The organism is Geodermatophilus sp. SMS 5-13 (genome assembly GCF_059428245.1).
The window spans coordinates 4,610,030-4,628,099 of record NZ_CP165729.1 but is presented as its reverse complement, the minus strand read 5'-3'; the positions used below and the strand labels follow the sequence as shown (position 1 = coordinate 4,628,099).

22 protein-coding genes are annotated in these 18,070 nt (G+C 74.0%); 8 read left to right on the top strand and 14 right to left on the bottom strand.

Translation table 11 applies throughout. From position 1 onward, the window contains the following. Window positions 1-45: 45 nt before the first annotated feature. Window positions 46-750 carry a sigma-70 family RNA polymerase sigma factor gene (locus tag AB3388_RS22400; RefSeq protein ID WP_495407524.1) on the top strand — a complete coding sequence of 235 codons (705 nt, stop codon included), beginning with the start codon at window positions 46-48 and terminating at the stop codon, window positions 748-750. Then, window positions 747-1,112 carry a mycothiol system anti-sigma-R factor gene (gene rsrA, locus AB3388_RS22395; RefSeq protein WP_495407523.1) on the top strand — a complete coding sequence of 122 codons (366 nt, stop codon included), beginning with the start codon at window positions 747-749 and terminating at the stop codon, window positions 1,110-1,112. Before AB3388_RS22400 ends, rsrA begins: the two co-directional genes overlap by 4 nt. Before the next feature lie 25 nt (window positions 1,113-1,137). Here rsrA and AB3388_RS22390 read toward each other — a convergent pair whose 3' ends face one another. Continuing rightward, window positions 1,138-1,212, bottom strand: a complete 75-nt coding sequence (locus AB3388_RS22390) for a 50S ribosomal protein bL37 (protein ID WP_407643698.1) — start codon at window positions 1,210-1,212, stop codon at window positions 1,138-1,140. 162 nt (window positions 1,213-1,374) lie between these two features. Here AB3388_RS22390 and AB3388_RS22385 point away from each other — a divergent pair, with 162 nt between their 5' ends. The 3 genes from AB3388_RS22385 (at window position 1,375) to AB3388_RS22375 (ending at window position 4,381) form a co-directional block, all read left to right on the top strand. Beyond that, entirely contained in the window at window positions 1,375-2,415 is a 1,041-nt protein-coding gene (locus tag AB3388_RS22385; protein ID WP_495407522.1) for a biotin carboxylase N-terminal domain-containing protein, read from the top strand. Between the two features lie 68 nt (window positions 2,416-2,483). Continuing rightward, window positions 2,484-2,705, top strand: coding sequence for a biotin/lipoyl-binding carrier protein (locus tag AB3388_RS22380; protein WP_495407521.1), 222 nt, complete (start codon window positions 2,484-2,486; stop codon window positions 2,703-2,705). A 191-nt stretch (window positions 2,706-2,896) separates the two neighbouring features. Next, window positions 2,897-4,381, top strand: coding sequence for a sensor histidine kinase (locus AB3388_RS22375; protein ID WP_495407520.1), 1,485 nt, complete (start codon window positions 2,897-2,899; stop codon window positions 4,379-4,381). Window positions 4,382-4,484: 103 nt separating this feature from the next. On the opposite strand, the gene AB3388_RS22370 is transcribed toward AB3388_RS22375, so the two are convergent. Then, entirely contained in the window at window positions 4,485-4,736 is a 252-nt protein-coding gene (locus tag AB3388_RS22370) for a WhiB family transcriptional regulator (RefSeq protein WP_495407519.1), read from the bottom strand. A gap of 404 nt (window positions 4,737-5,140) precedes the next feature. Then, window positions 5,141-6,163 carry a diacylglycerol/lipid kinase family protein gene (locus AB3388_RS22365; protein WP_495407518.1) on the bottom strand — a complete coding sequence of 341 codons (1,023 nt, stop codon included), beginning with the start codon at window positions 6,161-6,163 and terminating at the stop codon, window positions 5,141-5,143. Window positions 6,164-6,247: 84 nt separating this feature from the next. Here AB3388_RS22365 and AB3388_RS22360 point away from each other — a divergent pair, with 84 nt between their 5' ends. Further along, entirely contained in the window at window positions 6,248-6,721 is a 474-nt protein-coding gene (locus AB3388_RS22360) for a hypothetical protein (protein ID WP_495407517.1), read from the top strand. Between the two features lie 16 nt (window positions 6,722-6,737). Here AB3388_RS22360 and AB3388_RS22355 read toward each other — a convergent pair whose 3' ends face one another. From AB3388_RS22355 to sodN, 7 genes are all read right to left on the bottom strand, one after another. Continuing rightward, window positions 6,738-7,520, bottom strand: a complete 783-nt coding sequence (locus tag AB3388_RS22355) for an HAD-IIA family hydrolase (RefSeq protein WP_495407516.1) — start codon at window positions 7,518-7,520, stop codon at window positions 6,738-6,740. An 11-nt stretch (window positions 7,521-7,531) separates the two neighbouring features. Next, a complete protein-coding gene (locus tag AB3388_RS22350; RefSeq protein ID WP_495407515.1) occupies window positions 7,532-7,834 on the bottom strand; it encodes a hypothetical protein in 303 nt (100 codons plus the stop codon). 10 nt (window positions 7,835-7,844) lie between these two features. Beyond that, the gene (locus AB3388_RS22345; RefSeq protein WP_495407514.1) at window positions 7,845-8,366 is read right to left on the bottom strand and encodes a GNAT family N-acetyltransferase; all 522 of its coding nucleotides are present in this window, start codon (window positions 8,364-8,366) and stop codon (window positions 7,845-7,847) included. Further along, the gene (pssA, locus tag AB3388_RS22340) at window positions 8,363-9,163 is read right to left on the bottom strand and encodes a CDP-diacylglycerol--serine O-phosphatidyltransferase (protein ID WP_495407513.1); all 801 of its coding nucleotides are present in this window, start codon (window positions 9,161-9,163) and stop codon (window positions 8,363-8,365) included. Before pssA ends, AB3388_RS22345 begins: the two co-directional genes overlap by 4 nt. A 14-nt stretch (window positions 9,164-9,177) precedes the next feature. Continuing rightward, entirely contained in the window at window positions 9,178-9,831 is a 654-nt protein-coding gene (locus AB3388_RS22335; RefSeq protein ID WP_495407512.1) for a phosphatidylserine decarboxylase, read from the bottom strand. 59 nt (window positions 9,832-9,890) lie between these two features. Then, on the bottom strand, window positions 9,891-11,156 hold the full coding sequence (locus AB3388_RS22330; protein WP_495407511.1) for a PP2C family protein-serine/threonine phosphatase: 1,266 nt from the start codon (window positions 11,154-11,156) through the stop codon (window positions 9,891-9,893). A 120-nt stretch (window positions 11,157-11,276) separates the two neighbouring features. Beyond that, entirely contained in the window at window positions 11,277-11,681 is a 405-nt protein-coding gene (gene sodN / locus AB3388_RS22325) for a superoxide dismutase, Ni (protein ID WP_495407510.1), read from the bottom strand. A gap of 51 nt (window positions 11,682-11,732) precedes the next feature. Here sodN and AB3388_RS22320 point away from each other — a divergent pair, with 51 nt between their 5' ends. Next, window positions 11,733-12,101, top strand: a complete 369-nt coding sequence (locus tag AB3388_RS22320; protein ID WP_495407509.1) for a S26 family signal peptidase — start codon at window positions 11,733-11,735, stop codon at window positions 12,099-12,101. Here AB3388_RS22320 and AB3388_RS22315 read toward each other — a convergent pair. Together AB3388_RS22315 and AB3388_RS22310 are read right to left on the bottom strand one after the other, a co-directional pair. Continuing rightward, window positions 12,098-13,714, bottom strand: coding sequence for an FAD-dependent monooxygenase (locus AB3388_RS22315; RefSeq protein WP_495407508.1), 1,617 nt, complete (start codon window positions 13,712-13,714; stop codon window positions 12,098-12,100). The genes AB3388_RS22320 and AB3388_RS22315 overlap by 4 nt on opposite strands. A 166-nt stretch (window positions 13,715-13,880) precedes the next feature. Next, window positions 13,881-14,486, bottom strand: coding sequence for a dTDP-4-dehydrorhamnose 3,5-epimerase family protein (locus AB3388_RS22310; RefSeq protein ID WP_495407507.1), 606 nt, complete (start codon window positions 14,484-14,486; stop codon window positions 13,881-13,883). Between the two features lie 65 nt (window positions 14,487-14,551). On the opposite strand from AB3388_RS22310, the gene AB3388_RS22305 reads away from it, so the two are divergent. After that, the gene (locus AB3388_RS22305) at window positions 14,552-15,742 is read left to right on the top strand and encodes an NAD(P)-dependent malic enzyme (protein ID WP_495407506.1); all 1,191 of its coding nucleotides are present in this window, start codon (window positions 14,552-14,554) and stop codon (window positions 15,740-15,742) included. A 42-nt stretch (window positions 15,743-15,784) separates the two neighbouring features. Here the strand turns inward: AB3388_RS22305 and AB3388_RS22300 are convergent, their stop codons facing one another. Together AB3388_RS22300 and AB3388_RS22295 are read right to left on the bottom strand one after the other, a co-directional pair. Then, a complete protein-coding gene (locus tag AB3388_RS22300) occupies window positions 15,785-16,744 on the bottom strand; it encodes a 2-hydroxyacid dehydrogenase (RefSeq protein WP_495407505.1) in 960 nt (319 codons plus the stop codon). Between the two features lie 123 nt (window positions 16,745-16,867). Further along, window positions 16,868-18,049 carry an RtcB family protein gene (locus tag AB3388_RS22295; RefSeq protein WP_495407504.1) on the bottom strand — a complete coding sequence of 394 codons (1,182 nt, stop codon included), beginning with the start codon at window positions 18,047-18,049 and terminating at the stop codon, window positions 16,868-16,870. Between the last annotated feature and the right edge of the window lie 21 nt (window positions 18,050-18,070).

Here is an 18,070-nt window from a genome sequence, read left to right as displayed (position 1 = left end):
ACCGACGTGGTCTCCCGCATGCGGGGCCCGCAGAGAGGACGGTCGGTGCCCGAGGAGCCCACGAGCAACAGCCCCGCCGACGAGCCGGCCGCCGCCCCTGTTCCGGGCGCGCCGGTGGAGGTCCCCGAAGCGCGCGAGGGCGGCAGCCGCACCCAGGTCGCGGAGACCCGTGCCGAGCGGGACGCCCGCTTCGAGCGCGACGCCCTGCCCTACCTCGATCAGCTCTACCCGGCGGCGCTGCGCATGACCCGCAACCCGGCCGACGCCGAGGACCTGGTCCAGGAGACGTTCGTCAAGGCCTACTCCGCGTTCCACCAGTTCGCCGAGGGCACCAACCTCAAGGCGTGGCTGTACCGGATCCTGACGAACACCTACATCAACAGCTACCGCAAGAAGCAGCGGCAGCCGCAGCAGTACCCCACCGACCAGGTGCAGGACTGGCAGCTCTACGCCGCCGAGGAGCACAGCTCCAGCGGCCTGCGCTCGGCCGAGATCGAGGCGCTGGACCACCTGCCGGACTCCGACATCAAGGAGGCCCTGCAGCAGCTGCCCGAGGACTTCCGGCTGGCGGTCTACCTCGCCGACGTCGAGGGCTTCGCCTACAAGGAGATCGCCGAGATCATGGGCACGCCCATCGGCACGGTGATGTCCCGGCTGCACCGGGGCCGGCGAGGATTGCAGAAGCTGCTGGCCGACTACGCCCGTGAGCGCGGCTTCGTCCGCGCCGGAGCCGGGGAGGAGTCGGCGTGAGCAGCGACGACGGCCGTCCGGGCACTGGTGAGCCGATCGAGATCAATTCGTGCGACGACGTCCTGTCGCACGTCTTCGAGTTCCTCGACCACGAGACCGACGACCATCGTCGCGCGGTCATCGCCGAGCACCTCGAGGACTGCTCGGGCTGCCTGCGCCAGTTCGGCATCGAGCAGGAGTTCAAGGCGCTGGTCCGCCGCCGCTGCGGCGGGGACGTCCCACCACCGGGCCTGCGGGACCGGATCAAGATGCAGCTGACCACCGTCACCTTCGAGGAGGACGGCATGCAGGTCAGCGTCGAGAAGCTGACCACCGAGGTGATCCGGACCGAGACGTCCGGGGAGCGTCCCACCCCCGCCTGAGCGATGGGGGGACGCTCCCTGGCGCTCAGGCGTTGGGGCGCTTGCCGTGGTTGGCGCCGTTCTTCTTGCGAGAGCGACGCTTGCGTCCGCGCTTGGACATGGATGCCTCCTTCACCGGGCTGAACGTGGTACCTCGCGGGTGGGATGGCTCGGCGCAGGGATGTGCACCCGGCCGGCGGACCCGCCAAGCTGACTGTGCAAGCCTCTCACGGCCGGGCCGGCGACGTTGCCGGCCGGGTTGACGTGGAACGGGGAGCACGACATGGACCTGGGCATCGAGAGCGTGCTGGTCGCCGGCCGCGGGCCGGCGGCCTGCGGGGTGATGGCCGCCTGCGCCCGGATCGGGATCAAGTCGATCGCCGTGCACTCGGAGGCCGAGCGCAACGCCCGGCACGTGCGCATGGCCGACGACGCGGTGCTGCTGGGCCCGGCGCCCGCGGCCGAGTCCTACCTGGCCGTCGACCGCATCGTGGAGGCCGCGCAGCGCAGCGGCGCCGCCGCCGTCCTGCCCGTGCCGCCGGCGCTGGCCGGCAACGCCCGCCTGGCGGCGGCCGTCGCCAAGGCCGGGCTGGTGTGGGTCGGTCCCGACGCCGATGTGCTCGAGCGGCTCGGCGGTGACGGTGTCGAGCCCGCCAGCGAGCGCGGCTTCCTCGCCTGGGTCACGGACGACGGTCTGCGCCACCTGACGCCCGTCTCCCGCGATCGCGCGGCGGGCATCGCGCGGATCTCCTGGACCCCCGAGCCGACCGAGCTGCCCGCGGCCGCCCGGAGGCTCAAGGACGTCGGCTGGCGCGGGCTGGTCACCGTCGGCATCGCCCCGGACGGCGAGCTGGCCGAGGTCGCCGCGGGCTTCTCCCTGGACATGTCGGTGCTCGAGCGCGCGCACGCCGTCGACGCCGTCGAGCTCGCGCTGCGGAGCGCCGCGGGTCGCCGCGCGGTCGCGGCCGCGCCGCAGCCGGGCACACCGCGGGCCGCCGTCGCCGTGCAGCTGCGCTCGACCCTGCCCCCGGGGACGGCGGGCCGGGTCACCGGCCGGCTGCCCGCGACCGAGCGGGTCCCGCTCGACGGCGCGGACGTCGAGGTCGTCGCGGTGCGCGGCTACGACCCCCGGGACCGCCTCGACGGCTGGTACGACGCGCTGCTGGCCACGCTCAGCGCCGGCGCGGCGGACACCGCCACCGCCGCGCGGGCGCTCGGCCGGGTGCTCGCCGAGCTGCCGGACGCGGGGGTGCCGCACGACGGGGCGGAGATCTGCGCCGTCCTCGACCGGCTGGCCGCCGGCTCGGAGACGCCCGGGCGCTGACCGGATCAGGGCCCCTGACGTGCCAGGATGAGGGCCGACGTCATCCGCGAGCGCGAGGGAGGCCCGGCGTGCCGGTCGAGGAGATCCACGCGGAGATGGTCTCCAGCGTGTGGAAGGTCCTCGTCCGGCCCGGTGCGCAGGTCGCGGCCGGCGACACCCTGGTGATCCTCGAGTCGATGAAGATGGAGATCCCGGTGCTCACCGAGCGCGCCGGGACCGTCGCGGAGCTGCACGTCGTCGAGGGCGAGGTGCTCCAGGAGGGCGACCTGATCGCCACCGTCGACGGCTGACCGGGGTCTTCTGCAGTCCCGCCCCGGCAGGCGGGTGAACCCCAGCCGCTCGTCGGGGGTCGCTGGTGCTGCTCGGCGATCCGGGACCAGTCCTCGGGCGTCGTCGGCTCGACGCGCACCGGCTCGACGGGGGCGGGCTCGGCCACGCGCCCGGCAGCGTAGGCGGGGGCGCCACATACCCTCGGAGCACCATGAGCAGCCTCTCCGAGCGTCTCCACCGCGGATCGGCGTCCAGTCCCTCGCAGGTCGACCACGCCCGGCGGCTGGTCGCCGACTGGCAGCTGCTGGCCGACCTCGCCTTCGCCGACCTGACCCTCTGGGTGCCCCTGCAGAGCGGGAACTGGTGGTGCGTGGCGCAGGTGCGGCCGCTGACCGCCCCGACCAGCCAGCCCGACGACCTCGTCGGCGCCGAGGCGTCCGGGGTGGCGGCCGAGCCGTTCGTCGTCGCCTACCGGGAGGGCCGGCCGGTCACCGAGGGCGAGCCGGACTGGTCGGGGGTCAGCCCGCGGCGCCGCGAGGTGATCCCGGTGCGGCACGACGGCGTCGTCGTCGCCGTCCTCGCCAAGGACACCAACCTGGCCGTCACCCGGTCGCCGTCCACCCTCGAGCTGACCTACCTCGACATCGCCGCCGACCTCTGCCTCATGGTGTCGGCCGGCACCTTCCCGCCGCAGAAGCTGCAGGACGCCGAGATGAGCCCGCGCGTCGGCGACGGCCTGGTGCGCCTGGACAGCGAGGGGCGGATCACCTACGCGAGTCCCAACGCGCTGTCGGCCTACCGGCGGATCGGCCTCACCGGTGACCTGGTCGGGGCCGAGCTGTCCGAGGTCACCCGCGCGGCGGCCGCGGACCGGGTCGTGGGCGAGGCGGTGGCCGCCGGCATCACCGCGGCGGTGGCCGGCCGCTTTCCCGACCCCATGGACGTCGAGGCCTCGACCGCCACGATGCTCGTCCGGGCGCTGCCGCTGCAGGCGCCGGGTGCCGAGGCGGGCGCGCTGGTGCTGGTCCGCGACGTCACCGACGTCCGCCGCCGCGACCGCGCGCTGCTCACCAAGGACGCCACGATCCGCGAGATCCACCACCGCGTGAAGAACAACCTGCAGACCGTCGCCGCGCTGCTGCGGCTGCAGGCGCGGCGGATGACCGAGCCGGCCGCGCGGGCGGCGCTGGAGGAGTCGGTGCGGCGGGTGGCGTCGATCGCCGTCGTCCACGACACCCTGGCCGGCAGCCGGGAGGACGTCGTCGACGTGGACGACGTCCTCGACCGGGTGCTGCCGATGCTCGGCGACCTCACCGTGGTGGGCCCCGCCGCCCGGGCCCGCCGCATCGGCCAGTTCGGGGAGCTGCCCGCGGCCACCGCGACGCCGCTGGTCATGGCCGTCACCGAGCTGCTGCAGAACGCGGCCGAGCACGCCTTCCCCGACGGGGAGCCGGGCACGATCGAGCTGATCGCCGAGCGCGACGGCGACGACCTCGTCGTCCGCGTGCGGGACGACGGGCTGGGGCTGCCCGCGGAGTTCGACGCCGCCGCCAGCGACGGGCTGGGCCTGCAGATCGTGCGGACCCTGGTCACCGGCGAGCTGGGCGGCGGGCTGGCGATGGGCCCGCCCGGGGGCCGCGGGCCGGGGACCGAGGTGGTGCTGACCGTGCCCGGCGCGGGCCGGCCCCGTCGCTGACCCGGCCGCCGAACGCCGCGAGGCCGGTCCGGGAGTTCCCGGACCGGCCTCGCGGCGCAGTGCTCGGCAGCGGCGCGGGGCGCCCCTGCCGGTGGTGCTCAGGTCAGGCGGTGTACGCCCGGGTGCGGGCCTGACGGCGCTTGAGCGCGCGGCGCTCGTCCTCCGACAGACCGCCCCAGACCCCGGAGTCCTGACCCGACCGCAGCGCCCAGTCCAGGCACGACTGCACCACCGGGCAGCGCCGGCACACCGTCTTGGCCTGCTCGATCTGTACCAGCGCGGGGCCTGTCGTCCCGATGGGGAAGAACAGCTCCGGATCCTCGTCGCGGCACAGGGCGCGGTGGCGCCAGTCCATGGTGGTGTACTCCTCGATGTCAGTTGCGGGTGCGACTAGTCGCCGGCCTCGGTCCGCACGCGGGCCGACACCGGTTGCCCAGCGCCGTGGCTCAGCGACGCCTGCCTATTTGTTACCGGCAGGTTGCGTTCCTCTCGCGATGTTTTCACGAGGCGGACGCCTGTCAAGCGAAACGAGGTCGTCGTCGACCCCCTCGTGAGCAACCTCACCACGCGCGTGATAGGCGCGCCACTCGACGTGTCCACCACACCGATGAATGCCTTGACGGCAACCGGTGGTGTCGTGCTAACAGCAGAGCCCACAGGCCTGTGCGCCGTCTGAACGAGCCGTCCGAAAAGTCTGGAACGGCCCCGACCAGAGGCTCGCCGCGAGCCTGCGAGCGGTGAGGAGGACGGGGTCCTGTCTCAGGCGACCACGCGCAAGGCACCCGGGACGCTGCGCACGCGCAGTCCCGTTGCGGTGCCGAGGTGGTCGCCGTCGAGCTGCCAGCCCTGGGGCCGGGACGCGGTCAGGGTCACCTCCGGCAGGTCGTGCCACCGGTGCACACCATTGCCGCGGGCGTCGGGACGGCGGGCCAGCACCTGCCGCACCGTGTGCAGCATCCGCAGGGGACCCATGCGGCCCATCGCGAAGACGTCGAGATCGGTCTCGAACGACGCCTCGGGGCTCGGGTTGACCGGGCGGGCGCCCAGGTAGGTCCACGGGCTGACGTTGGACACCAGGCACAGGAACAGGCCGTCCAGCGGCGCCGCGCCGTCCGCGCACAACGTCATCGCCGGCCGCCGCCGCTCCCGGCCGAGCAGGAACGCGCCGGTGGCCTCGCGCACGTACAGGGCACCGGTGGAGCGGCGGCCGCGGGCGCGCTGCGCCTCGACCCGCGCGATCACGTCGGCATCGAAGCCCAGGCCGGCCGCGAAGACGAACCAGCGCGGGGCGGTCCACTCGGGGGAGGCGGCCGCGTCGGCCGCGGCGACGGCGGGCGCGCTGCCCTCGTCGTGCACGGTCACCGGCGCGGTGCTCGTGCCGGTCGCGCTCGCGGTGCCGAGCGACACCCGGCGGGTGCGGCCGTTGCGCAGCGCGTCGAGGATCTCCGCGGTCGCCTCGACCGGGTCCCGGGATCGGCCCAGCGCGCGCGAGAAGACGTTGGTCGACCCGCCGGGGACGACGGCCAGGGTGGGCACGTGCGGCGCGGGACCGTGCTCGAGCAGGCCGTTGACGACCTCGTTCACCGTGCCGTCGCCGCCGAGGGTCACCACCACGTCGACGCCGTCGGCGACGGCGCGGGCGGCGAGCTCACGGCCGTGCCCGCGGTGCCCGGTCTCGGCGACGTCGACCTTGAGCTCGCTGGCGAGCGCCCGGACGAGGACGTCGCGGCCCTTCGGGGTCGTGGCGGTCGCCGCCGGGTTGACCACCACGAGCGCGCGCATGGCCCCAGGCTAGCCAGGAGAGCGCGTGCCGACCGGGAGGTCCGGGGTCCAGGGAGGCGTGTGGGGCGCGCGTAACCTCGCGGCGTGAGCGACGACCAGCGCCGCAGCCGCGCCGACCGCCTCCTGGGCGCGGCGGCCGAGCCGTCGGCGGCCGGGCCACGGCGCGAGCCGGCCGAGGAGGCACCGCGCAGCCTGCGCTGGGCCGCGGTCGTGGTCGCGGTGGAGGCGGTGGCCCTCGTCCTGGCGGCCGGCTACGTGGCCGTGCGCACGGCCACCGGTGACGCGGAGAGCAACCGCGGCGCCTGGGGGCTCGTGCTGTTCGCGCTGCTCGGCGCGGCGCTGCTCGCGGCGTGCGCACGCGGACTGTGGCGCCTGGCGTCGTGGTCGCGTGGACCGGTGGTGGCCGTGCAGCTGATGCTGGGCGCCGTCGGCCTCACGGCGGCGTTCAGCTACGAGCACCCCGAGGTCGGCATCCCGATGCTCGTGCCGGTCGCCGTCACGCTCTACCTGCTGGCCACCCCGGAGTCGCGGCTGGCCTTCTTCCGCCGCGTGGAGTGATGCGGCCCGCCCCGCTTCAGACGAGGTCGATGACGTCGGCGATCGAGTCGCAGATGCGGCTGGGCCGGAACGGGAAGCGCGTCACGTCCGCCGGCCGGGTCGAGCCGGTGAGCACGAGGATCGTCTCCAGGCCCGCCTCGATGCCGGCGACGACGTCGGTGTCCATGCGGTCGCCGATCATCACGGTCGACTCCGAGTGGGCCTCGATCCGGTTCATGGCGCTGCGGAACATCATCGGGTTCGGCTTGCCGACGAAGTAGGGCTCGGCACCGGTCGCCTTGGTGATCATCGCGGCGACCGAGCCGGTCGCCGGCAGCGGGCCCTCCGGCGAGGGACCGGTGACGTCGGGGTTGGTCGCGATGAACCGCGCGCCGTCGCCGACGAGCCGGATCGCCCGCGTGATCGCCTCGAACGAGTAGGTCCGCGTCTCCCCGAGGACGACGTAGTCCGGGTCGGTGTCGGTGAGCGTGTAGCCCGCCTCGTAGAGGGCCGTGGTCAGGCCCGCCTCGCCGATCACGTACGCCGAGCCGCCCGGCAGCTGGGAGGACAGGAAGTCCGCCGTGGCCAGCGCCGAGGTCCAGATCGACTCCTCCGGCACGTTCAGCCCGGAGCGCGACAACCGGGCGGCGAGGTCGCGCGGCGTGAAGATCGAGTTGTTGGTCAGCACCAGGAAGCGGCGCTCGCACTCGACGAGGCGTTCCAGGAAGTCCGCGGCGCCGGGGAGGGCCTTGCCCTCGTGCACCAGGACGCCGTCCATGTCGGTGAGCCAGCACTCGGCCCGGCCGCGGTCGTGACCCACGGGAGCCGACTCTATCGGGAGCGGTCACCGCCCCTGATCACCCGGAGGTGCGGGCCGGTCTCGATGCTCTCCCGCGGGTCGGGCGTCTCCGGCAGTCCGGCCGCGCGGCGGACCCGGTTCTCGGGCACGCCGATCGCCACCGCGAGCGCCCGCGCGAGCCGCTCGGTCACCAGCCCGGAGCGGCGCCCCTCGGCGAGGTGCTCGATCGTCTCCGGCGCGATCGCCCAGTCGGCCAGCCGGGAGGCCTGCGCCGGGGTGATGCCGAGTTCGGCGAGGCGGCGCCGCACCAGCGCCGGCAGGTCGATGTCCGCCATTCGCGCGACCTTAGGTCGGACCGGCTCCGTCGGCACCCCCGCGCCGCGCGGCGAAGGTGGTCAGAGCGTCGTCGGTGAGCCGGAAGACGGTCCACTCGTCCATCGGGACCGCGCCCTGTGCCTTGTAGAAGTCGATGGACGGCGTGTTCCAGTCCAGCACCGCCCACTCGAGCCGGTCGTAGCCGCGCTGCACGCAGGTCTCGGCCAGCGTGCGCAGCAGCTCCTTGCCGAGGCCGGTGCCGCGGTGCTGCGGCTGCACGTAGAGGTCCTCGAGGTAGATGCCGTGCGTGCCGCGCCAGGTGGAGAAGTTGAGGAACCACAGGGCCATGCCGACGACGGCGCCGGGGGCCACCCCGTCCTCAGAGACGACAGCCACGTGGCCGTAGAGGGCGGCGCGCTCGCCGAAGAGGGAGGCCGTCAGCTGCTCCTCGGTCAGCCGCACCTCGTGCGCGGCCTTCTCGTACTCGGCCAGCTCGCGGACCAGCCCCACGACCGCGGGGACGTCGTCCGGGCGGATCGGCCGGACACTCACGTGAGGACCTCCTTGATCCGGGCCGGCACCAGCCGGCCCAGCGGCGAGACGATCGGGACGAGGATCGGCGCGAGCAGGTAGCCGTAGGCCAGCACGACGCCGGTGATCACCGGGATGAACACGAAGCCGATGATCAGCAGGACCGCGGCGGCGATCAGCCCGTAGGGCCGGCCGCTCTTGGGGCTCACCAGCGACCGGAACGAGCGGAACTTGATCCGGCTGACCATGAGCAGCGCCGGGACGGCGACGATCAGCAGCACCCACAGCCGGTCGCGGCCCTGCATCTGGTCGCCGAAGGCGAACACCGAGGCCAGGACGACGCCCGCGGCGCCGGGGCTGGGCATGCCGATGAAGTACCGCTTGTCGGCGGTCGGGTCGATGGTGGTGTTGAACCGGGCGAGCCGGATCGCGGCGCAGGCCACCCACAGCGCGCAGGCGATCCAGCCCAGCGGGTCGAAGGCGTCGTCCCCCTCGGAGAACAGGGTGAACGCGAGCAGCGCCGGAGCCATCCCGAACGAGACCAGGTCGGCCAGCGAGTCGAACTGCAGCCCGAACGGGGTCACCGCGCCGACGAGCCGGGCGACCGCGCCGTCGGTGATGTCGAAGACGACCGAGAGCCCGACCAGAATGGCGGCGAACGTGTACTGGCCGCGGATCGACACCAGGATGGCGAGGAAGCCGCACATCATGTTGGCCAGCGTGAACAGGCTGGGCAGCGTGGCCAGGGCGCGGCGCCGGGCGCGCCGGCCGGAGCCGCGGACGAACTCGACCGTGGTCGTGCGCCGGGTCGGAGGCATCGGCGGCCGCTCCCTCAGCGGGTTCCGGGCCAGCGGGCGATGACGGTCTCGCCGCCGCGCACGCGCTGCCCCTTCTGCACGGTGATCGTGCACTCCGGGGGCACGAAGACGTCCATGCGGGACCCGAACTTCATCAGGCCCATGCGCTCACCGGTCGCCAGTTTCTGCCCGACGCCGGTGCGGGTGACGATGCGGCGGGCCAGCACGCCGACGATCTGGCGGAACACCACGGTGCGGTCGCCGTCGCGCAGCCAGATCTCGCTGCGCTCGTTGCGGTGCGCGGACTCCTTGCGGTAGGCGGCCAGGAAGCTGCCCTTGCGGTAGGAGCTCTCCACGACCTCGCCGCGGTAGGGCGAGCGGTTCACGTGCACGTCGACCACCGAGAGGAACACGCTGATCTGCTGCCAGTCGCCCTCGGGCGCCACGCCCTCCTGCGGCTCGCCCGCCACCATGACCATGCCGTCGGCGGGGGAGAGGACGTCGTCCGGTGGCGGCTGCTCGGCGTCGCAGCGGCGGTCCGGATCGCGGAAGAACAGCGCCATGTAGGCCGACAGCAGCACGAAAGGCCAGGCCAGCAGCCGGAACCGGCGCCGGCCCGCGACCGCCAGGACGGCGGCGGGGGCGAGGGGCCCGGTGATGAAGGGCCACCCGGCCCGGTCGATGCGCATCGTGAGCAAACGGTACCGGCAGGGCCCAGGACCGCACCGCCGGAGGACGGGGCGCGTGCTCAGGCGCCGCCGGGCCGCCGGGGGGCCGAAGCGAGGCCGCGGTCGGCGCCGTACTCGCTGCTCCGCCGCCGCAGCGGGCCGCCGTACCAGTCGAGGCAGACCATGGTCGCGTCGTCGCGCAGGTCGCCTCCGGTCGCGTGCAGGACGGCGTCGCCCAGCGCGTGGACCACCTCCCGCGGGTGCAGGTCGGCGGTGTCGGCCAGCGCCTGCGCGACATCGAGCGAGGCGGCGTTGCGCTCCTGCATGCCGTCGGTGAGGAAGACGATGCGGTCGCCCGGCTCCAGCGGGAGTGGCTGCGGCCGGAAGGTCTTCCCGGGCAGGACCCCGAACGGCGGCTCGACGGACAGGCCGATCGGCTCAACGCGCCCGGCGCGCAGCCGGATCGGACAGGGGTGGCCGGCGTTGACGATCACCGCCACGCCGGTCTGCAGGTCGACGCGGACCAACTGCCCGGTGACGAACTGGCCGGCGGCGGCGTGCTCGGCCAGCGCGTCGTTGGCCGAGCGGGCCTGGTCGAGGAGGTCGAGCCCCTTGCGGCGGGCGTTGCGCAGCGCGCCCACGAACAGCGTGGCCAGGAGGGCGGCGGGGACCTGGTGACCGACCGCGTCGGTGATCGACACCTGCAGCGAATGGCGGTCCAGCGCGTAGTCGAAGGTGTCACCCCCCACCGCGGCGGCCGGCTCCAGCCAGCCGGCGAGGGTGAACTGCCCCGCCTCGCAGGTGTAGGAGCTGGGCAGCAGCCGGCGCTGGATCTCCGCGGCGAGCGTGAAGGGCGTCGTGCGCTGCCCCCACTCGAACACGTCCGTGTGGCGGCGCGCGGCGATCACCACGTAGGCCAGCGCGTGAGCCGCGGCGGAGACGTCGGCCACTACCTCCGGTCCGGCGGGGCGCGGCAGGTCCAGCTCGATCAGGCCGATCGCGTCCCCGCGGTCGGTGACCGGGACGATCAGCCGGGACCCGTCGGCGAGGGACTCCACGTCCAACTGCTGCGTCCGGAGCACCCGCTCGTAGCGGCTGCCCGAGAGCGGCACGGTCTCGGCCTGCTCCTCGGGCCCGCTCCGGGAATCCTCGACGGCCGGGCCGGTGGAGGTCAGCCGGACCACGGAGCGGCCGCTGAAGTCGGCGATCAGGAACGTGACGCGGCTGGCGTCGACCCAGTCGGCCAGGGCGTCGGCGACCTGCTCGACGGCCTCGATCGGCGCGGCTTCCTCGACCCGCTCGAGGAACTCGCCGACGTCGAACGACGGAGCGCCGGAGGCATGCATGCCGCGACCCTAGGCGGATCGACCGTGCCCGAACGGGTCCCCGGCCGCGGCCGGAGCCGGAGACGGCGCTGCCGGGCTGCCCGTGGGGGCGGCCCGGCAGCGGTCGTGGAACGCACTCGCTCAGGAGGCGGCCTTGGTCTCCCAGAAGATCTTGTCGATCTCGGCGATGTAGTCGAGCAGCTTCTGACCCTCGGCGGGGTCCATGCTGCCCTTGCCGCCCGCGGCGCCCGCCTGCTTGGTGGCCTTGTTGAACAGCTCGTGCAGCTGCGGGTACTTCTCGAAGTGCGGCGGCTTGAAGTAGTCGGTCCACAGCACCCACAGGTGGTGCTTCACGAGATCGGCGCGCTGCTCCTTGATGAGCACGGCCCGCTGCCGGAAGACCGGGTCCTCGTTGTCCTGGTACTTCTGCTGGATCGCCTTGACGGACTCCGCCTCGATGCGGGCCTGGGCCGGGTCGTACACGCCGCAGGGGAGGTCGCAGTGCGCGCTGGCCTCGACCGCGGAGAACATGCGGGTGAAACGCATGGATGTGCCTCCGGATGTCGTGTTTTCGGGTCGTCTGCGACCCTACTCGCGGTGATCGGGAGCGACAGCGGGAGCGCAGTGCCCCCGCTCGCCACGACGTGGGTGCTGGCCCGGGTCACCGGCCCGTCGATGTCCCCGACCGTGCGCCACGGCGACCGGCTGCTGGTCCGCCGGCTCCGCCCGGGCACGCCGGTGGCCCCGGGCGCCGTCGTCCTGGCCCGCTTCCCCGCCCGGCCGGAGCTGCTCGTCGTCAAGCGGGTGCAGCGCGCCGAGCCCGGCGGCAGCTGGGTGGTGGGGGACAACCCGCTGGTCACCGACGACAGCCGCGCGTTCGGCGTCGCCGTGCCGGTCGGCCGGGTGGTCGGCCGGATCTGGCCGCGCCCGGGCCGGCTGGCCGGTCCGCCGCCGTCCGCCGGTTAGCGCACCAGCACCCGCCGCAGGACGCCGTCGAGCACCGCGGCCGGCTCCTCGACCCCGCGCCGCGACCGCCAGGCCACGATCCCGTCCGGGCGGACGACGACGGCGCCGTCCTCGTCCACCCCGAAGGCCTCGGCGAAGCGGCCGTCGACGTCCACCACGGACGCGGCCGCCGACATCGTGTGCGCGGTCAGCGGCACCTCGGCCGCGGCCGCGGCCTGCTCCGCGGCCGAGCACCAGCGGTCGCCCTTCGCCCCCGCGAGCAGCACGAGGTCGTGCCCGAACAGGTCCAGCACCGACCCGGTTCCGCCGTCCCGGACGACGGGGACGTGCGGCGCGCGGGTGCCCGGGCGCCCGCCGGGCTGCCGCGGATCGACCAGCAGAGCGCCGTCGTCGGGTTCCTCGGCCACGATCGCCGCCGAGCGGTGCACCGGGCCCAGCTCGATCGACGCGTCGTCCATGGGGGGCGCCATGCCCTCCCTGGACAGCGTCGGGTCCACCCGCAGGACGTAGCGCGTGTAGGCCTGCTCGATGATCAGGTCGCCGACCGGACGGCGCTCGGCGTCGTAGGTGTCCAGCAGGCCGCGCCCCGCGAGGCCCCGCGTGACCATGGCCAGCTTCCAGGCCAGGTTGTGCGCGTCGGCCACCCCCGTGTTGCCGCCGAAGCCACCGGTGGGCGGCATGACGTGCGCGGCGTCGCCGGCGAGGAACGTCCGTCCGGTGCCGAACCGCGCTGCATGCGCCGCGGCCGCCGTCCACCGCTGCACGTTGTCGACCTCGACGGGGATGTCGGAGCGGCCCAGCGCCTTGCGGACCAGCTCGGCGCAGCGCGCCGCGTCCAGCCCCTCCGCGACGTGGGTGTCCCGCGTGCCGTCGGGCTCGACGGTCGAGAAGACGGCGAGGAAGCCGGAGTCGCCGGCGAGGGAGAACCGGAAGAACCCCAGCAGTTCGGGGTGGTTCACGTAGACGACGCTGAGGTTCCGGTCGCCGATCAGCTCGCGCAGGTCGGCGCGGAAGTAGATCGTCACGCACTCGGCGAAGGACCCGCGCCCGGCCAGGTCGATGCCCAGCCGGTCGCGAACGACGCTGTGCGCGCCGTCCGCCGCGACGAGGTAGTCCGAGCGAACCACCTGCTCGGGACCGCCGTCCCGCGGCCGGAGCACCGACGTGACGCCGTCCTCGTCCTGCTCGACGTCGACCAGCTCGGTCGCGTAGCGCAGGTCCGCGCCCAGCGCGCGGGCGCGATCCCGCAGCAGCGGCTCCAGCCCGATCTGCGTGATGAACAGCCGCGACGTCGGGCTCAGGTGCTCGACGCCCTCGTTGAAGTGCCGGAAGAAGTAGGTCACCTCCGGGCTGGCCAGGCTCGGCACCGACACGATGGCGCCGTTCTGCACGAACTCCCGGGTGGCGGCCTCCTCGACGGCCTCCTGGAGGCCGACGCTGCGGAAGATCTCCATCGTCCGCTGGTGGAACGAGGCGGCCCGCGGATGCACCGCGGTGCCGCGGTGTCGCTCCACCACGACGTGCGGCACGCCCTGGGCGGCGAGCAGCAGCGAGGTGGTCAGTCCGACGAGGCTGCCACCGACGATCGTCACGGGGACGGAGAGCTGGTCCACCACGCGTCTCCTGCCGGGGAGAGCCCGGGCCGCTCTGAGGACGGTTGTCCGCATCGCGACCAACGAGCGCGAGGAGGTCACCCTGGAACGACCGTTGCAGTGTGTCAAGAGTCACATCGGCCATGGCGAACGCGGTGGGCGACCGCCGGCGGACGGTCGTCCGCGGTCAGCCCCGGGCGCGCTGCTCGGTGTACCGGGCGGTGCACTGCTCCACGGTCGGGAGCAGGCCCTGGGCGCGGGCCTCCTCCAGGGTGGGCGCCGCGCGGTCCTTGGCCGACAGCTCCAGCTCGACGTCGTCCGGCCAGGGCAGGTCCAGCGCCGGGTCGAGCGGGGAGACGCCGAACTCACGGTCGGGGGCGTAGCCGGAGGAGACCAGATAGGTCACCGAGGTCCGGTCCTCGAGGGCGAGGAACGCGTGCCCCAGGCCCTCGGCGAGGTACACCGCCCGCGGCCGCTCGCTGTCGAGGACGACGGCGTCGTGGACGCCGAACGTCGGCGAGCCGACCCGCACGTCGACGACGACGTCGAGGATGCGGCCGGCCGGGCAGTACACGTACTTGGCCTGCCCGGGCGGGACGAGCGCGAAGTGCACCCCGCGCAGGACGCCGCGGGCCGAGACGCTGTGGTTGGCCTGGGCGAGGGGCAGCCCGAAGCCGAGGGCCCCGGAGAGGACGTCGGCGCGATACCACTCGGTGAACCGGCCGCGGGCGTCCCCGTGGGGCACGAGGTCGACCACATAGCCGTCGCGCACGGCGAGCTCGCGGATCTGCACTCGGCAGACCGTAAGGGGTGGGCCCGTCGGCGGGCCGGTGACCCCGCGATTACGCTCCCCGTTCCATGGGTGACCAGCACCACGGCGGCAACGATCCCGAGCGCTTCGCCGACGACCCGGCGTTCGCGGTGCACGAGGGCGGCAAGCTGGCGGTACGCCCGACGCGCGGCATCGACTCGATCGCCGACCTGGCGCTGACCTACACGCCGGGCGTCGCCCGCGTCTCCAGCGCGATCGCCGCCGAGCCGGAGCTGGCCCGCCGGTTCACCTGGGCGCCGCGCGTGGTGGCGGTCGTCTCCGACGGCACCGCCGTCCTCGGGCTGGGGAACATCGGCCCGGCCGCGGCGCTGCCGGTCATGGAGGGCAAGGCCTGCCTGTTCAGCGAGTTCGGCGGGCTGTCCGCGGTGCCGATCGTGCTCTCGACCACCGACGTCGACGGGATCGTGGCCGCGGTGGAGGCGATCGCGCCGTCCTTCGGCGGGATCAACCTGGAGGACATCAGCGCGCCGCGCTGCTTCGAGATCGAGGACCGGCTGCGCAAGTCGCTGTCCATCCCGGTCATGCACGACGACCAGCACGGGACGGCGATCGTCGTCCTCGCGGCGCTGCGCAACGCCGCGCGGGTGGTGGGCCGGGAGATCTCGGACCTGCGGGTGGTCGTCGCCGGCGCCGGCGCCGCCGGGGTGGCGTGCACGAAGATCCTGCTCGAGGCAGGGGTTGGCGACATCTCCGTGGCCGACTCCCGGGGCATCCTGCACTCCGGCCGCGAGGACCTCACCTCGATCAAGCAGTGGCTGGTGGAGAACACCAACGAGGCCGGGCACGCCGGCACGATGGTCGACGCGCTGCGCGGTGCCGACGTCTACCTGGGGCTGTCCGGCGGCACCGTGCCGGAGGCGGCGATCGCGGCGATGGCGCCGGGCGGCATCGTCTTCTCGCTGGCCAACCCGATCCCGGAGGTCGACCCGCAGATGGCGGCCAGGTACGCGGCCGTCGTCGCCACCGGGCGCAGCGACCTGCCGAACCAGATCAACAACGTGCTGGCGTTCCCCGGCGTCTTCCGCGGGGCGATCGACGCCGGCGCGACCGCGATCACCGAGGAGATGAAGCTGGCCGCGGCGACCGCGATCGCCGACGTGGTGGGCGACGAGCTGCGGCCGGACTACATCGTGCCCAGCCCGCTCGACCGCCGGGTCGCCACCGCCGTCGCCGAGGCCGTCGCCGCCTGCGCCCGCGAGGAGCGCGTCACCGCCTGAGCGGAGTCGCTCGAGCGCGGAAACCGCGCTCGAGCGACTCCATCAGACCGGGGTGAGAGGCGGGCGGCCGGCGAGCACCTCGGCGGCGTTGCGCACCGCCAGCCCGCACATCGCGCTGCGCGTGGCCGACGCGGCGCTGCCCAGGTGCGGGGTGAGCACCACCTGCTCCAGCGCGAGCAGCCGCGGGTCGACCTGCGGTTCGTCCTCGAAGACGTCGAGCGCGGCGCCGCCGATCCGGCCCTCCCGCAGCGCCCGGACCAGGGCGTCGGTGTCGACGATCGGGCCGCGGGCGGTGTTCACCAGCAGCGCGGTCGGCCTCATGCGCGCGAGGGCGGCGTCGTCGATCAGGTGCCGGGTCTGCGGTGTCAGCGGGCAGTGCAGGCTGACGACGTCGGCCTCGGCGAGCAGCTCGTCGAGCGCCACGAACGACACCCCGGCGGCGTCCCCGTCGGACAGCGGCGTGCGGGTCGGGGTGGCCAGCAGCCGCAGCCCGAAGCCGCGGGCCCGGCGGGCGAGCGCCCGGCCGATCCGGCCGTAGCCGACGATGCCGAGCGTGGCGCCGGCGGAGAGGTCGAGGCCGACCATCATCCGCGGGCCCCACACCCAGGGCTCGGCGCGGCGCAGGAAGCGGTCGCCCTCGGTGATCCGGCGGGCGGCCGCGAGCATCAGGCCGAGGGCGAGGTCGGCGGTCGCGTCGTCCAGGACGCCGGGGGTGTTGGTGACGACGACGCCGCGCTCCCGGGCCGCCGGGACGTCGATGTTGTCGTAGCCGACCGCCACGTTGGCGACCACCTGCAGCTGCGGGCCGGCCGCGTCGAGGACGCCGGCGTCGATCCGCTCGGTGAGCGTGCAGACGACGGCGGCCGCGCCCGCGATGCCGCGCAGCAGCTCCTCGCGGGTCGGCGGGCGCTCCTCGCCGACGACCAGCGGCAGGCCGAGCTCGGCCAGCACCGCCATCGCGTCGTCCGTCAGCAGCCGGGGGACGTAGATCGGGCCGCTCATGGCCGGGCGGGGGAGGAGGCGGCGGTCACGGCCGAGAACCGTAGCCGCTCGTGACGTCGCGGGGCGGCCCACTGCGGGGTCCCGCCGCGAGCGTGCGAGCGGTGGGGGGCAGGGGGTCCTTCGTCAATCGCCCTTGACGTTCACCAGCTGCCGCAGGGTGTGCCGGATCTCGACCAGGTCCTTCGCGTCGTCCATGACTGTGTCGATCGCCTTGTACGCAGCAGGAATCTCGTCGAGGAAGACGTCGCTGTGCCGCCACTCGATGCCGGTCATCGCCGTCTCGAGTTGCTCGCGGGTGAACGTGCGCCGGGCCGCGCCGCGCGAGTAGGCCCGCCCGGCACCGTGCGGCGCGGACTCCAGCGCCAGCGGGTTGCCCAGGCCGGTGGTCACGTAGCTCGCCGTCCCCATGGAGCCGGGGATGAGCCCGTCCTGACCCTGCCTGGCCTGGATCGCGCCCTTGCGCGACACCCAGAGGTCGACGCCGTCGTGCCGCTCCCGCTGGGTGAAGTTGTGGTGGGCGTTGATCCGCTCGTGCTCCGGCGTCTCGTCGGCGCGCATGTGCCGGGCCAGGCAGTCGGCGACCCGGTCCATCATCTCCTCGCGGTTGAGCAGCGCGAACCGCTGCGCCCACTGCAGCTCGGCGATGTAGCGGTCGAACTCCCGCGTCCCCTCGTCCAGCCAGGCCAGGTCGCGGTCGGGCAGCTCCAGCCGCTCGCGGCGCGCCCGCTCCCGGGCGATCGCGATGTGCCGCGAGGCGATCTTGTTGCCGACCCCGCGGCTGCCCGAGTGCAGGAACAGCCAGACCCGCTGCCGCTCGTCGGCGGTGACCTCGATGAAGTGGTTGCCCGACCCGAGGCTGCCCAGCTGCATCGGCCAGTTCGGGGCGACGGAGTTCACCGACTGCAGGACGCCGAGCTCCTCGCCGTACTCCTCCAGCGCCGCCACCCGGGCCTTCGCCGTGTCGGTGAGCCGCTTGTTGTACCTGCCCGCCGACAGCGGCACCGCCCGCTCGATGTCACCGCGCAGCGGTGCCAGCGGGCCACGGGCACGCACCTCGTCGACCGACCACGGCGTGCGGACGGCGATCATCCCGCAGCCGATGTCGACCCCGACCGCCGCCGGGATGATCGCCTCCCTCGTCGGCAGCACCGAGCCGACGGTGGCGCCCTTGCCGAGGTGGGCGTCGGGCATGAGGGCGACGTGCGGGTGCACGAACGGCAGGGAGGCGGTGCGCTCGGCCTGCATCCGGGTCTGCTCGTCGAGAATGCTCGCCCAGTTCAGCAGCTTCTCGGACAGCTGTTCCACGCCGTCGGGCTACCCGCTGCC

What these genes read in the sequence shown, in the direction of transcription:
- AB3388_RS22335 (WP_495407512.1), bottom strand. Translation starts at nt 9,831, where the DNA reads ATGCGCATCGACCGGGCCGGGTGGCCCTTCATCACCGGGCCCCTCGCC.
- pssA (WP_495407513.1), bottom strand. Translation starts at nt 9,163, where the DNA reads ATGCCTCCGACCCGGCGCACGACCACGGTCGAGTTCGTCCGCGGCTCC.
- sodN (WP_495407510.1), bottom strand. Translation starts at nt 11,681, where the DNA reads ATGCGTTTCACCCGCATGTTCTCCGCGGTCGAGGCCAGCGCGCACTGC.
- AB3388_RS22330 (WP_495407511.1), bottom strand. Translation starts at nt 11,156, where the DNA reads ATGCATGCCTCCGGCGCTCCGTCGTTCGACGTCGGCGAGTTCCTCGAG.
- AB3388_RS22300 (WP_495407505.1), bottom strand. Translation starts at nt 16,744, where the DNA reads ATGAGCGGCCCGATCTACGTCCCCCGGCTGCTGACGGACGACGCGATG.
- AB3388_RS22365 (WP_495407518.1), bottom strand. Translation starts at nt 6,163, where the DNA reads ATGCGCGCGCTCGTGGTGGTCAACCCGGCGGCGACCGCCACGACCCCG.
- AB3388_RS22375 (WP_495407520.1), top strand. Translation starts at nt 2,897, where the DNA reads ATGAGCAGCCTCTCCGAGCGTCTCCACCGCGGATCGGCGTCCAGTCCC.
- AB3388_RS22370 (WP_495407519.1), bottom strand. Translation starts at nt 4,736, where the DNA reads ATGGACTGGCGCCACCGCGCCCTGTGCCGCGACGAGGATCCGGAGCTG.
- AB3388_RS22385 (WP_495407522.1), top strand. Translation starts at nt 1,375, where the DNA reads ATGGACCTGGGCATCGAGAGCGTGCTGGTCGCCGGCCGCGGGCCGGCG.
- AB3388_RS22350 (WP_495407515.1), bottom strand. Translation starts at nt 7,834, where the DNA reads ATGGCGGACATCGACCTGCCGGCGCTGGTGCGGCGCCGCCTCGCCGAA.
- AB3388_RS22305 (WP_495407506.1), top strand. Translation starts at nt 14,552, where the DNA reads ATGGGTGACCAGCACCACGGCGGCAACGATCCCGAGCGCTTCGCCGAC.